The following is a 14,165-nucleotide window of genomic DNA, read 5'->3' as shown; positions in this document are numbered from 1 at the left end:
TCACCATGACCACGCAGGAGAAGGAGTTCAGCGGCGCGCTGGGCCCGGTCACCACCGGCACGCTCAAGTTCGTCGGCGGCGCGTCCGAGCTGACCCTGGCCGCCGAGCCCAAGGACAGCGAGCACCTCTACCAGGGACGGTTCTCCGGCCTGGTGCCGGAGGTCGACGCCACCGCGGGCGTGGTCACCGTCCGCTATCCGCGGCGGCTGCACCCGTTCTCGGTCCGCCGGCACAGCGGCAGCTTCAGCCTGAACCCGACCGTGCCGTGGGCCATCGAGGTCGACGGCGGTACCGGGCGGCTGACCGCCGACCTGTCCCAGATCATCCTGACCCGGCTCGACCTCGGCAGCGGCGCGAGCCACGTCTCCATCTCCCTGCCCCGGCCCCGCGGTACGGTGCGCATCCGGGTGGCCGGCGGGGTCAGCAACGTCAGCCTGCGCCGCCCCCACGACGTCGCGGCGCGGATCAGCGTCCAGGGCGGCGCCTCCCAGCTGACCTTCGACACCCAGCACCTGGGCGCCACCGGTGGCGGGGCCACGTTCGCGAGCCCCACCTACGACACCACCGAGGACCGCTACGACATCGACGTGCTCGGCGGAGCCAGCGCGCTGACGGTCGACCGGTCCTGACCACCACCACACCCGTCGAGAGGCATGCCCGAGGGCCGTGAGCGGCCCCGGGCATGCCTCACTGATCGGAGCAGGGGAATGTACCTCGCCATCTCCATCGTGGACTTCGTCCTCCAACTGGTGCTGCTGCCGCTCTGGTTGCTGGCCGCGCTCACCGTCCGCCGCCTGGCCACCCGCCCGGACACCCGGCGGCTGCGCCGCTCGGCGCGCGTGGCCGCCTTACTCACCGTGCTCGCCCTGGCCGCCTCGGCCGGCCGGCTGGTCTGCTTCACCCTGATCGCGCGCATCCACTGGGAGCTGGCCGCGGACCGGCGCGCCGTCACCACCCTGCTGCTGCTCCTGCCCGGGGTGCTGGCCACGCTGGTGCTCAGCCTGCCGCGGGTGCTGGCGGCGGCCCGCCGCGGCGGCACCGGCACGAGCACGTCGGCGGCCGCGCCGCGGATCACGCTGCCGCCCCAGCTGGCCGCCTTCGGCTCACTGGGCGGGTTCTTCGAGAAGTTCCTCCCGCCGGACCGGCCGGTGTGGCTCGACTACTCGGTGTACGGTCTCGTCCTGCTCGTCGGCGCCCTGTGGCTCGCCGCCCGCGCCCGCCGCCGGTCCGACCGGCTCACCGGCCGCCGTCCCGCAGCGCAGGGGCGGCGCGGGCAGAGGCTGGTCCTGCGCGTCGGCACGGCCGTGGTGGTGCTGGGCGTGCTCGGCGCGCTGGTCGCCGTCGACGCGCAGCGCAGCAAGTTCCCCGACACGTTCTCCATGATGAAGGGGACCATGGACTACGGCGGCGGAACGACGTTCGCCGCCGGTCACGAGGGTCACCACGGCGGCGCGGGCGCCTCCGCGGACGCCGTCAGCATGCACCAGCACGGCGCCGGGGGGATGGCCGGCGGCGCCGCCGTCAGCGTGGACGACCTGAAGGGCCCCGCCGCCGGGACGCCGGACCGCCGGTTCACCCTCACCGCGCAGGAGGCCACCGTCACGCTGGCCTCCGGCCGCACCGTCCGGGCGTGGACGTTCAACGGGGGGATCCCCGGGCCGACGCTGCACATGAAACAGGGCGAACTCGTCGAGATCACACTGGTCAACCGGCTCAAGGACACCCCGGTCTCCACCCACTGGCACGGCCTGGACGTGCCCAACGGCGAGGACGGCGTGGCCGGTGTCACCCAGGACGCCGTCCCGCCTGGCGGCCGGTACACCTACCGGTTCCGGGTGAAGGAGAGCGGCACCTTCTGGTACCACTCGCACCAGGCGTCCTCCGAGCAGGTGCGCCGCGGTCTGTTCGGAGCGATGGTCATCGACCCGGCGAAGCCGGCCCGGCCGGTCGACCAGGACGTCACCGTCACGGCCCACACATGGGACACCTCCAAGGGCGCCGTGACCGCCTTCGGCACCTCCGACGTGCTGCAGCGCCGCGCGGCGCGGCCCGGGCAGAAGATCCGGCTGCGCCTGGTCAACAGTGACATCCACACCCGGACGTTCACGCTGACCGGCGTGCCGTTCAAGGTGAGCGCGATCGACGGCATGGACATCAACCAGCCCGGCGAGCTCACCGGCCGGCGGCTGGTGGTCGCCGGCGCCGGACGGATGGACGTCGAGTTCACGATGCCGGCCACTCCCGTCCGGCTGGCCTCCGAGGATGCCGAGAAGGAGGGCATCGCCTTCTCGCCCGACGGCAAGGGCAGCATCGCACCGCGCTTCGACGGGCCCGAGTTCGACAAGACCGGCTACGGCAGGCCGGCCGCGACGCCGTTCGGCCCCGACAGCCACTTCGACCGCACCTTCAACCTGACCTTCGACGAGTGGCTGGGCTTCTACAACGGCAAGTTCGCGCTCCGGCAGACCATCAACGGCCGGGTCTTCCCGGACACCCCGATGCTCATGGTCAAGGAGGGCGAACTGATCCGCGTCCGCTTCCTCAACCGGGGCCAGGAGGACCACCCGATGCATCTGCACGGGCATCACGTCCTGCTGCTCAGCCACAACGGCAAGCGGCTGACCGGCAGTCCCATCTGGCAGGACACCGTCCTCGTCCGCCCGGGCGAGGAGTGGGAGATCGCCTTCAAGGCCGACAACCCGGGCATCTGGATGGACCACTGCCACAACTTCACGCACGCCAATCTCGGGATGGTCATGCACGTCGCGTACGAGAACGTCACCACCCCCTACACGATCGGCGGCAAGTCCGGCAATCACCCGGACTGACCGCCGTCACCGGACCGGACCGGGCCCGCCCGCTGCTGGACAGCGGGCGGGCACGGGCGTGTGCGGCCGGCGGCGCGCGAGGACTTCGGGGGAACGGTTGACACTCTGCCCGCAGGAGCTGCTGCTCGACGTCACCCACCGCAGCAACGAGATCTTCCACGCCGAGACCCTGCGGCTGCAGACGCGCGCCTGACCCCCCGCCCCGACCGCCTGCCGCACCGACGGCATGCCGTCCGGGTGAGCGGGCCCCGAGCGGTACGCGAGCGGCGGGGCGTTCCCTCCAGGGGTGAGGGGAGCGGCTCCGAGCGAGGGCGGCGCCCGCTGCCGGACCGGTTCCCGGGACGAGCGACGACGGCATCCCCCGGCCGTCCGCCTCCCGCGGTCCGCCCGTTCCCCTCACCCCGCGGCGGCCGGCAGGCCCCTTCCCGCCGGGATCCCCCCTGCCCGCCGGGAGCCGCCCGCCACGAGCGGTGCTCGACCGGTCGTCGAACGCCTCCCGCGAACCTCGCCCTGCGCCCCCGGACGTCCGCAGGAGGAAACCATGCCCACCCCGCCCCGACCGCCCGCCGCCGACCACCGCCCCGGCCCCGCCGAGGACACGGTCGCCGGGCCGCCCGCGCGCGCCGCCGCACGCCCCGGCCCGCTCCGCCGCCCCCGCTGGTTCACCACCCTCTTCCTCACCGACGTATGGGAGCGGTTCAGCTTCTACGGCATGACGGCGATCCTCGTGCTGTACGCCACGCAGGACCGGGGCGCGGGCGGTCTCGGGCTGTCCGCGGGGGACGCCGGGGTGCTGTACGGCGCGTACATGGCCGCCGTGTTCCTGGCCTCCGTGCCCGGCGGCTGGATCGGCGACCGTGTCCTCGGCGCGCGCCGCGCCGTCCTGCACGGCGGTGTCCTGATCGCCCTCGGCCACGCGACGATGGCGGTGCCCGTCACCGGCTCCGTCTACCCCGGCCTGCTGCTCATCGCCTGCGGCACCGGTCTGCTCAAGCCGAACATGGCCGGCCTGCTCAGCGCCTTCTACGACCGCGAGGACCGCGCCGGCCGGGACGCCGGCTTCGCCGTCTTCTATATGAGCGTCCAGGTCAGCGCCCTGATCGCGCCGATCGTCGTGGGCGCGCTCGGCGAGGGCGTGAACTGGCACCTCGGCTTCGGCGCCGCCGCCCTCGGCATGGGCGCCGGACTGCTGCAGTACGTCCGCGGCGCCCGCCACTTCGGCGACACCGGCGGCGCCCCGGAGCACGCCGCGACCCCCGCCGAACGGACCCGGGTGCTGCGCACCGCGCTCGCCGCCACCGCCGTGGTCGTCCTCGGCTACGGCGCCGACGCCGCCCTCGGCGCCTTCCGGATGCCCCATCTCATGGTGCTGGTCGGCCTGTTGTGCGTGGCGTCACCGGTGATCTGCTTCTGGCGGCTGCTGCGCGACCCGCTGGTGACCGCCGCGGAGCGGGTCCGGGTGCGCACCTACGTCTGGCTGTTCCTGGTCTCGGCGGTTTTCTGGGCGCTCTTCCTGCAGGGCGGCTCCGCCTTCGCGCTGTTCGCCAAGCACGCCACCGACCGCGAGGTGCTCGGGCGTACCGTGCCCGCCAGCTGGTTCCAGGCGGCGGTCCCGCTGTTCGTCCTCACGCTCGCGCCGCTGTTCGCGTGGCTGTGGACCCGGGCGGGCGACCGCGTGCCGACCGCGGTCAAGTACGCCGTCGGCATGGGCGCCGTGGCCGCCGCCTACCTGGTGATGGCGTCCGCGGCGACGCTGGCCTCGGGCGGCGCCCGGGTGTCGCCGCTGTGGCTGCTGCTGGCCTTCGCGCTGTTCGCCGCCGGGGAGCTCTCCTTCGGACCGGTCGGCATGAGCGCCTCCACGGCCATCGCCCCGGCCGGCTTCGTCAACCGGATGGTGGCCCTGTTCTGGCTCTCCGGCGCCCTCGGCGGCGGCATCGGCGGCAACGCCCTCAAGCTCTCCGGGGACCGTGTCCCGGGCCCCGGTTATTTCCTGGCCCTGGCCGCGGTGGCCCTCGTGACGGGGGCGGTCCTGCTGCTCGGGCGACGCGCGCTGACCAGGCGGCTCGGCGTCTGAGCCACCCGGAGTTCTCCTCGCGTAGACGCGGCATCGGCCCAACCTTTCGTCGTACGACCCTTATTGACGGTCGGTCACCTGTTCGTGCGGTGATACGATCACCGCACTTGCGGAGCGGGCGCGTCCACTCTCCTGGACGGGATCATCAGCCGGCCGTCAGTCGCCTGAAGAGAGTCTTATGACGGAATACACAGCGAACCCGGTGCTCTGGACGCTCCTCGTCCTTCTCGTCGCCACCGTCGCCCTCGTCGTCCGCCAGCGCAGGGCGGCCCGAGCGCTCCGGCAGGAGATCGACGGGCTCACCAGCCACTACTCCGACCTGGAGAACCACTACACCCAGTCGGTGCAGGCCGCCCAGGAGGAGGCCGAGGAGGCGACCAAGACCGTCCTGAAGTCCGCGATGCGGACCCTGCAGGGCCTCGCCGCCGAGCAGCAACTCGTCGTCTCCCGGCTGCAGGAGAAGTACGGCGACTCGGCCATCCTCCAGGACCTGCTGGAGATCGACCACACCAACTCGCAGTTCGGCCGCCGCGCCCAGTCCATCGCCGTCCTCTGCGACGGCTGGCTCGGCCGCCACCGCGACGTGGCCTCCGTCTACGACGTGGTGCGCAGCGCCCAGGGCCGCATCCGCCACTTCCGGCGCGTGGAGATCCTCTCCCAGGTCGACTTCGGCATCACCAGCCGCGCCGTCGAACCGGTGGCGCTCGCCCTGGCGGAACTGCTCGACAACGCCACCAGCTACTCCAGCCCCGACACCGTCGTCGAGATCAACATCCGCACCGTGCCCAAGGGCATCTGCATCGTCGTCGACGACGCAGGTGTCGGCATGAACGACGAGGAGCGGGCCCGCGCCGAGGGACTGCTGGCCAGCCGCCGCGTCAAGGGCGTCTCCGGGCTCGGCAACCCGCCGCAGTTCGGCTTCGCGGTGATCGGCGTGCTGTGCGAACGGTTCGGCTTCGAGGTGTCCGTGGACTCCTCCTCCCCGTACGGAGGCGTGCGCGCGGTCGTCCTGCTGCCCCACGAGCTGCTCACCGCCATGCCCGAGCAGAAGGCGCCGGCCCCCACCATGCCCACGCACGCGATGCCCCACTCCACCGGGCCCGAGCCCGCGCTGACCGCGTCCGCCGCCGACGGCCTGCCCCGCAGGCGCCGCAAGCGGCCGATGGCGATCGTGCCCGGCAGCGCACCCGACGCCCGCACCTCCGGCCGCTCCGGCGCCGAGACCGCGGCGATCATGGGCGCGTTCCAGCGGGGCACGCAGTCCGGCCGGGCCGCGCGCGACGAGGCGGGCCCTACGAGCAGCACACGTGGTGCAAGCAGCGAAGGACATGAGGTCTCGTGAACGACGATCTGTCATGGATGCTCGACAGCGCCCTGGAGATTCCCGGGGCTCTGCACGCGGTCCTGATCTCGGCCGACGGTCTGTTGATGGCCCGGACGAAGGACTTCGACAAGGACGACGCCGACCGGGTCGCCGCCGCGATGAGCGGAGTGCAGTCCCTCAGCCGCTCGCTCGGTTTCTTCTGTGAGGACCCCCGCCACGCCTGGCGGCAGACGCTGGTGGAGTTCGACGGCGGCTGGGTCTTCCTGATCTCCGCCGGCGACGGCGCCTACCTGGGCGTCTCCGCCTCCCCGGACGTCGACATGCAGGACATCACCTTCCGTATGCAGCAGCTCGTCGGCCAGCTCGGCAAGGTGCTCGCCGCGCCGCCGCGCGAAGACCTCGGCATACGCTCATGAGCGGGTACGAGGACTGGGAGCCCGAGACCGCGCCGTTAGTGCGTCCCTATGTCATCACCAAGGGACGCGGACTGCCCGACGACGAGCAGCTGTCCCTGATCACCCTCGTCACGGCGGCCCCCGAGGAGGGACAGCGGCCCACCCGGCTGTCGCCCGAGGAACAGCGGCTGCTGGACATCTGTTCCGCCGGCTACCTCTCGGTCGCCGAGATCGCGGGGCACACCCGGCTGCCGCTCGGCGTGGTGCGGATCCTCCTCGCCTCCCTGGCGGAGGGCGGCTACCTCATCACCCGCCCTCCCGTGGCCCGTGCCCCCCTCGCCGACCGGGAGATCCTCGAGGAGGTACTGAATGGTCTCCGCGCCAAGTTCGGCTGAGCCCGCCCGGCTCGGTGAGCAGGCCTACGTCCGCGGCGGCGCCGAGCAGACCGCCGTGAAGATCCTCGTCGTCGGTCACTTCGCGGTGGGCAAGACCACCTTCATCGGCTCGATCTCCGAGATCGAGCCGCTGTCCACCGAGGAGACCATGACCCGGGCGGGGGAGGGGATCGACGACCTCAAGGGCGTGACGGGCAAGACCACCACCACCGTCGCCATGGACTTCGGCCGCCTCACCATCAGCGACCGCGTCGTGCTGTACCTGTTCGGCACCCCCGGCCAGCAGCGCTTCGTGCAGATGTGGGAGGACATGGCCCGCGGCGCCCTCGGCGCACTGGTGCTCGTCGACCCCGAACGGCTCGCGGACTCCTTCCCGGTGATCGACCTGATCGAGACGTACGGCCTCGACTACGCCATCGCCGTCAACCACTTCGACGGCTCCCCGCTGCGCGACGAGGCGGCCCTGCGCGAGGCGCTGGACCTGCTGGCGGACACCCCCGTCGTCACCTGCGACGCCCGCGACGAGCAGTCGTCGGCCGCCGCCCTGACCACCCTCGTCCGCCACCTGCTGGCCCACGCGCACTGATCCCCGCCGTGCGGCCCCGGCACACCCTCTAGGAACTGACATGGACGCTCACACCCCCGCCCCGGTGCCCCCGCCCGGGTGCCCGGCCCACGGCTCCGGCGCCCGGGTGCCGCTGCACGGCCCGGAGTTCGCGGCCGACCCGCAGGCGTACTACGACTATCTGCGCTACTACGGGCCGGCCGCGCCCGTCGAACTCGCCCCGGGTGTCGAGGCGACCCTCGTCACCGACTACACCGCCGCTCTGCAACTCCTGCAGGACTCCGGCACGTTCCGCAAGGACGCGCGCCGCTGGCGGGCCTTCCAGGAAGGCAAGGTCCCCGCGGACAGCCCGGTGGTGCCGCTGCTGGCGTACCGGCCCAACTGCATGTTCGCCGACGGCGCCGAGCACCTGCGGCTGCGGCAGGCGGTCACCGACTCCCTCGCCCGCGTCGACGTGCGGCGCCTGAGCCGGAGCACCGAGCGGATCTCCACGTACCTCATCGACCAGTTCGCCGCCCGCGGCTCGGTCGACCTGCTCGGCGACTACGCCAAGCAGCTGCCGCTGTTCGTCTTCAACGAACTCTTCGGCTGCCCCGCCGACATCGGCGACCGGGTCCTGTTCGGCATCTCCGGCATGTTCGACGGCGTCAACGCCGAGAAGGCCGTCGAGGTGCTCTTCCAGGCCGTCGGCGAACTCGTCGCACTCAAGCGGAGCAAGCCGGGCGACGACGTCACCTCCTGGCTGATGCAGCATCAGGCCGTGCTGTCGGACGAGGAGATGGTGCACCAGCTCGCCCTGCTGCTGGGCGCCGGAGCCGAGCCGCTGCGCAACCTGATCGGCAACACCCTGCACCGCCTGCTCACCGACGACCGGTACGCCAAGGAGGGCGGTCTGATCGACGAGGCCCTCGACGACACGCTGTGGGACAACCCGCCCATGGCGAACTACGCGCCCCACTACCCGGCCGCCGACGTCGACTTCGCCGGCCGCCGGCTGGAGGCGGGCGAGCCGGTCCTGATCAGCTTCGCGGCGGCCAACACCGGTCCCGCGCTGGCCGCCTCCCGGCAGGCCGGCAGCAACCGGGCCCATCTCGCCTGGAGCGCCGGCCCGCACGCCTGCCCGTCCAAGGAGCCCGCCCGGCAGATCACCGTCACCGCGGTGGAGAACCTGCTCAACCGGCTGCCCGACATCGAACTCGCCATCCCCGAGGACAGCCTGACCTGGCGCTCCGGGCCCTTCCACCGCGCCCTGCTCGCCCTGCCGGCCCGCTTCACCCCGGCGCCCGCGGCCGCCGCCCCGGCGCCGCGGCACACCGCCGCCCCGGCCCAGCCCGCGCAGAGCGCCCGCAAGTCCGAACGCACCGGTCTGTGGAGTCAGTTCCTCAACTGGCTCAGGTGACCAGCGCAACACCCTTCCCTTCGCGCAGTCGCGTGAAGTCCCCACCACAGGGGTAGTGAGGAACGCGGTATTCCGTGTTGCTGACGAGGTGAAGGAGGTGTCCGTGGACCACATATCCACCGACGCCCGTTCCATACCGGCCCACCCCACGTGCCATCCCCCGATACCCGCCCCCGTCGGCGGGTATCTTCTTGCCCGCCCCGGCAGACCTAGGGGGCAGCGGTGAGCGCCACGCGGGCGTCGACGCTCGGCGCTCACGTCGGCGGCCAGCTGAGACGGCTGTGTGCGCTCACCTCCCTGAGCCCCGCCGACGCGGACTCCTACGCGGAGGTCCTGACCGCCGCGCTGGGCGCCGCCGCCGTTCGTCCGCTCGACCTGCCGCCGCCGGCGCCGACGTTCCTGTCGGACGACCACACACCGGTGGAGTTCTCCCTGTCCTTCACCCCCGGCGCGGCGCCCTCGCTGCGCGTCCTGCTGGAGCCGGGCTGTGGCGCAGGCAGCCCGGACCTCGGTGGTGACGCGGCATTGGCCGTCGTCAGAGAGATGGCCCGGCGCTGGAACTTCTCCACCGAACGCCTGGACGGCTTGGCGGACCTGTTCCTGCCGCCGTCCCCCGCGGGCCCCTTCGCGCTGTGGATCGCGCTGGAACTGCGGCCCGGGGGAGTGCCCAAGGTCAAGGTGTACCTGAACCCGTCCGCCTGCGGACCGGAACGGGCGGCGCCCACCGTGCGTGAGGCCATGCGCAGGCTCGGCCACGAGCGGGCGTTCGACGCGTTACCCCCGGCCGAGGGCCATCCCTTCCTCGCCCTGGACCTGGGCGACTGGGAGACCCCCCGGGTGAAGGTGTACCTCAGCCACCGGCATCTGTCGGCCGTCGAGGCGGGCGCCGCGTCCCGGACGGACCCGCCCGTCCCCGCGGCGGACGTCGCGGACTTCTTCCGCACCGTCGCCGGACCCGCCGCGGAGCGGGGACTGGACCGCCGTCCGGGCCTCACCTGCCACGCCTTCACCGAGGCGGGCAGCAGACTGCCCAGCGGGTTCACCCTGCACGTCCCGGTGCGCGACTACGTCCGCCACGACGGCGAGGCCCTCGATCGAGCCGTGGCCGCACTCCTGCGCCACGGCATCGACCCGGGTCCGCTGATCCGCGCGCTGCCCGCCGTCACCGCCCGCCGCCCGGAGGACGGCGCGGGGCTGATCGCCTACCTGGCTCTGGCCCACCAGCGCGGCGCGCCGCCACGGCTGACGGCCTACCTCTCCTCGGAGGCGTACGCCGTCCGGCCCCCGGTGCTCGCACCTGAGCGGGCCGAGTCCGTGCACTGACCGGGAGAGGCGGGGCTTCCGGCGGCTCCGGGAGCCCCGCCGCACCGCTCACACCGGCTGCAACGCCGTCAGTTCCGCCAGGTACGGCCCGAAGTCGACCTGGATCGAGGAGTCCCCGGTGTCGCCGTACCGCTCGGCGATGCCGGTCAGGTAGGCGTCGATCTCCTTGCGCATGACGTCCTCGGGCGGCAGCGCGACCTCCCCGGCGACGATCCCCGCCACCCAGCGCGCCTGCGCCTCCACCAGACGGGTGATGGCGCCCTGCGGCCGCACCAGTCCGACGAAGTGCAGCCCGGGATGCCCGGGCGCCACCACCCGCCGGTACAGCTCGACCGCGCCTGCCGCGCTCACCGGGCACCCGTCGGGCAGGAAGGGGAACGACATCCTGAACCCGGTGCAGTACACGATCGTGTCGGCGCGTTCGGTGGTGCCGTCGGTGAAGACCACCCGGTCCTCGTCCAGCGCCTGGATCGCGGGCCTCGGCACGACGGCGCCGTGCCGGATGCGGCTGAGGATCTCGTCGGAGACGGTCACGGCGGACGAGAAGATCGGATGGTCCGGTTCGGGCAGCCCGTAGTCGCCGAGCTTCCCCCGCGCCACCAGCAGCGCGTTCTCCACGAACCTGCGGGCCTCGGGAAGGGGCATCGCCGTGAACCAGGGCGCTTCGGCGATCAGATCGACCGACATCCCGAACAACTGCTTCGGCACGATGTGCAGTCCCCGCCGCACCGACAGCACGGTGCGCTCGGCGTGCCGGGACAGATCGGCGGCGATGTCCACGGCGGAGGCGCCGAGCCCCACCACCACGACACGCTGCCCGGCGAAGGAGCGGCCGTCGTGGTAGTCCACCGAGTGCAGGATCGTTCCGGCAAAGGTCTGCGCGCCCCGGGGCAGCGGATCGGGCAGCGCCGGATCGCTGTTGTGCCCCGAGGCGACGACGACGTGGGCGAACGTGCGGTCACTGATCCGTCCGTCCGCCCCCCGGCAGACCACCCGCCAGCCGCCTGCGGACCGCGGCCGTACCGACATCACCGCGGTGCCGAACTCGATCCGCTCCCGCAGTCCCGCCCAGTCGGCGAAGGCGCGCAGATAGTCCGCGACCTGGCTGTGCCGGGGGTAGAGCGGACAGTCGCCGGGCATCGGGAAACCGGCGTACCCGGTGAGCGACTTGGCGGTGTTCAGATGCAGGGTGTGATAACCCGGGCCGCGCTCCGCCGCCCCCGGCTGCCGCCAGATCCCCCCCACGTCCGGCGCCTTCTCCACACACACGAAGTCGACGCCGCGGGCGTCGAGCGCGTGTGCGGCCGCCAGTCCGGACAGACCCGCACCGATCACACACACGCTCACGCGTCCCCCCACACCGTCACCACAGATCGTCTTCGCACGGCCAGTGACTGCCCATCGAACACTTGCGTCACACCGGCGGCAGGGTGGTATACGCCACTACGACAGCTCCGCCCCGAGACCGCTCAGCGCTACGACGGCTCACCCGCGAGGGAACGCCGTCGCACCCGCTCCAGATGCCCCGCGAACACCTCCCGCGCCTCGGGCGTCAGCGTCCGCAGCGCCACCAGCGCGGTGATGACGACGTCGCACAACTCGCCCTGCACGTCGTCCCACGTATGACTGGTCCCCTTGCGCGGATTCTGCCCGGTCGCCCCGATCACGGCCTGGGCGACCTCGCCGACCTCCTCGGACAGCTTCAGCACCCGCAGCAGCAGCCCGTCGAGACCGTCATGAGCGCGCCGCTCCTCCAGCCACGTCCACAGCTCCTCGACGGTGCCCCACAACTCCACGTCCCGCTCACTCATACGAGGAGACTGCCACGCGAGGCGCCCTACTCGCCCTCGAACAGGGCCTCCTGCTCGCCCTCCCGCTGCCGGCGCAGCTGCCGCACCCGGGCGCCGATGACGACGGCGGTGCCCGCAGCGGCGGTCGCGAAGGCGGCCGGCACCATCCAGCCCCGGTTCACGCTGTGCCCGAGCAGCGCGTCGACGGAGAGCCGGCCGGGCCCCGTGACGGCGAGCCCGGCGGCGGTCAGGCCCAGCGAGGCGGCGTACTCGTAGCCCCCGCCCTGGTTGAAGAAGCCGTTGGGCGCGTGCACGGAGGCCGCGCCCGCCATCGCCCCGGCCGCGGACGCCCCGGCGGCCGGCGTGGCGAGACCCAGCGCCAGCAGCACCCCGCCACCGGCCTCGGCCAGCCCGGCCGCCATCGCGCTGGCTTTGCCGGGCCGGTAGCCGACGGACTCCATGAACTGCCCGGTGCCCTCCAGCCCGTGCCCGCCGAACCAGCCGAACAGCTTCTGCGCCCCGTGCGCGGCCAGCACCCCGCCGGTCCCCAGCCGAAGCAGCAACAGCCCCAGATCACGTCGATCGAACGTCGTCACGGTCACTCCCTGAGCCCACGAGAAACGGCCCCTCTCCCACGGTGACACGGCCCCTCCCCTCCCACCCCCGCGCGCGTCCGTTCGGGTACGCCGCCGAGCGGTGTGCGCGGTCAGGCGAGGGGACTGGGCGCACGCGCGGCTTCGCCCCGGGGCGACGTCCCCTCGTGCCGGGGGAGCAGCAGCGGGGTGGCCAGGATGAGCAGTCCGGCGACCGTGAGAGCGGTGCGCGGGCCGGTGACGCCGGCGAGCAGCCCGCCGAGCGCGGTGCAGAGGGCGATAGCGGCCTGCTGGCCGATCGACCAGGCCGACAGGGTGCGGGCGACGAGATGCGCGGGGGTGTGCTCGAGCCGGTAGGTGGCGAGCACCGGGGTGTACAGGCTCATGTTGACAATGATCGCCAGCTCGACGGCGATCACGGTGACCAGGCCCACGACGCCGGGGCGGACGAAGGCCAGGCCGATCAGCCAGACCGCCCGCAGGGTGCCGACGGTACGGAAGACCCGGTGCCGGCCGTAGCGGGCCACGACCCGGCGGGCCAGCCGGGAGCCGATGAGCCCGCCGAGACAGGGGGCGGCGAAGGCGAGGCCGTACTGCCAGGGCGGGAAACCGAGCCGGCGCAGCAGCAGCACGGCCAGCAGCGGCTCGGTCGCCATGATCAGACCACCGACGAGCATGTTGTTGAGATAGAGCGCCCGCAACACGGGGTGACCCATGATGTGGCGCCAGCCGTCGAGCACCCCGCCCGCCCTGACCGGGCCCGCCCCGGCCGGCCGCGGCGCTTCCTTCCCGGCCCGCATGGCGGTGATGCCCAGGGCGGAGAACAGATAGCTGAGCGCGTCGGCCACCACGGTGGTGACCGGCCCGAACAGCCCGATCGCCGCCCCGCCGAGCGGTGGCCCGACCGCGATGGAGCTCCAGTTCGTGGACTCGAACCGCGCGTTGGCCACGAGCAGGTCGTCCGGCGGGACGAGGGCCTTGAGGAAGGCGCCGCTCGCCGCGTTGAACGCGATCCTGGCCGCGGCGACCACCGCCGAGATCACGAGCAGCTGGACGAAACCGAGCACACCGAAGGCGTAGGCGAGCGGGATCGTCGCCATGGCCGCGAACCGGGTCAGGTCCATCGCGATCATGACCGGGCGCTTGCGCCGGAACTCCACCCACGGCGCGAGCGGCACGGCGATCAGCGCGCCCACGGCGGGGCCCACCGCGGACAGCGCGGACACCTCGGCCGGACCGGCGTGCAGCACCATGACGGCGATCAGCGGGAACGCCCCGAATCCCAGTCCGGACCCGTAGGCGCTCACCGCGTAGGCCGCCCACAGCCAGCCGAACTGCCGGCCCAACCGTCTCCTGCCCACCATGCTCCCGCCCGGACAAACCGTCGTTGCCCAGCGAGAGCTAAGCGAGAAGCACAACCCGAGGTCAAACAACCGCCCCGCCGACCCCGCACAACCATCCGTTGTTCACTAAGGTGAC

At 72.7% G+C, this 14,165-nt stretch carries 13 protein-coding genes; 9 read left to right on the top strand and 4 right to left on the bottom strand.

Features of this window, described 5'->3' with window-relative positions:
* Positions 1–5 precede the first annotated feature (5 nt).
* The 9 genes from AC0B9F_RS02150 (at position 6) to AC0B9F_RS02110 (ending at position 10,303) form a co-directional block, all read left to right on the top strand.
* Positions 6–629: a hypothetical protein gene (locus tag AC0B9F_RS02150; protein ID WP_471998299.1), complete on the top strand. Its 624-nt coding sequence runs from the start codon at positions 6–8 to the stop codon at positions 627–629.
* Between the two features lie 78 nt (positions 630–707).
* Entirely contained in the window at positions 708–2,828 is a 2,121-nt protein-coding gene (locus AC0B9F_RS02145) for a multicopper oxidase family protein (protein WP_471998298.1), read from the top strand.
* A gap of 541 nt (positions 2,829–3,369) precedes the next feature.
* Positions 3,370–4,902, top strand: coding sequence for a peptide MFS transporter (locus AC0B9F_RS02140; RefSeq protein WP_471998297.1), 1,533 nt, complete (start codon positions 3,370–3,372; stop codon positions 4,900–4,902).
* Between the two features lie 178 nt (positions 4,903–5,080).
* Positions 5,081–6,244, top strand: coding sequence for an ATP-binding protein (locus AC0B9F_RS02135; protein ID WP_471998296.1), 1,164 nt, complete (start codon positions 5,081–5,083; stop codon positions 6,242–6,244).
* Positions 6,241–6,642 (top strand): roadblock/LC7 domain-containing protein, encoded by a 402-nt coding sequence (locus tag AC0B9F_RS02130; protein WP_471998295.1) that lies wholly within the window; start codon positions 6,241–6,243, stop codon positions 6,640–6,642. Before AC0B9F_RS02135 ends, AC0B9F_RS02130 begins: the two co-directional genes overlap by 4 nt.
* Positions 6,639–7,016, top strand: coding sequence for a DUF742 domain-containing protein (locus AC0B9F_RS02125; RefSeq protein ID WP_361634570.1), 378 nt, complete (start codon positions 6,639–6,641; stop codon positions 7,014–7,016). Before AC0B9F_RS02130 ends, AC0B9F_RS02125 begins: the two co-directional genes overlap by 4 nt.
* A complete protein-coding gene (locus tag AC0B9F_RS02120) occupies positions 6,991–7,602 on the top strand; it encodes a GTP-binding protein (protein WP_471998294.1) in 612 nt (203 codons plus the stop codon). Before AC0B9F_RS02125 ends, AC0B9F_RS02120 begins: the two co-directional genes overlap by 26 nt.
* Positions 7,603–7,642: 40 nt before the next feature.
* Positions 7,643–8,980, top strand: a complete 1,338-nt coding sequence (locus tag AC0B9F_RS02115; RefSeq protein WP_471998293.1) for a cytochrome P450 — start codon at positions 7,643–7,645, stop codon at positions 8,978–8,980.
* A gap of 222 nt (positions 8,981–9,202) precedes the next feature.
* Positions 9,203–10,303, top strand: a complete 1,101-nt coding sequence (locus tag AC0B9F_RS02110) for a tryptophan dimethylallyltransferase family protein (protein ID WP_471998292.1) — start codon at positions 9,203–9,205, stop codon at positions 10,301–10,303.
* Positions 10,304–10,351: 48 nt separating this feature from the next.
* On the opposite strand, the gene AC0B9F_RS02105 is transcribed toward AC0B9F_RS02110, so the two are convergent.
* The 4 genes from AC0B9F_RS02105 to AC0B9F_RS02090 all read right to left on the bottom strand — a co-directional run bounded on the left by AC0B9F_RS02105 (position 10,352) and on the right by AC0B9F_RS02090 (position 14,050).
* On the bottom strand, positions 10,352–11,650 hold the full coding sequence (locus AC0B9F_RS02105; RefSeq protein ID WP_471998291.1) for a flavin-containing monooxygenase: 1,299 nt from the start codon (positions 11,648–11,650) through the stop codon (positions 10,352–10,354).
* A gap of 128 nt (positions 11,651–11,778) precedes the next feature.
* Positions 11,779–12,114, bottom strand: a complete 336-nt coding sequence (locus AC0B9F_RS02100) for a MazG-like family protein (protein WP_471998290.1) — start codon at positions 12,112–12,114, stop codon at positions 11,779–11,781.
* A 26-nt stretch (positions 12,115–12,140) separates the two neighbouring features.
* Positions 12,141–12,689: a DoxX family membrane protein gene (locus AC0B9F_RS02095; RefSeq protein WP_471998289.1), complete on the bottom strand. Its 549-nt coding sequence runs from the start codon at positions 12,687–12,689 to the stop codon at positions 12,141–12,143.
* Between the two features lie 110 nt (positions 12,690–12,799).
* Complete coding sequence (locus AC0B9F_RS02090) at positions 12,800–14,050, bottom strand: MFS transporter (protein ID WP_471998288.1); 1,251 nt, start codon at positions 14,048–14,050, stop codon at positions 12,800–12,802.
* Positions 14,051–14,165 lie beyond the last annotated feature (115 nt).

It is taken from the genome of Streptomyces sp. NPDC097129, from assembly GCF_055668065.1.
This window is presented reverse-complemented; position numbering and strand designations above follow the sequence as displayed.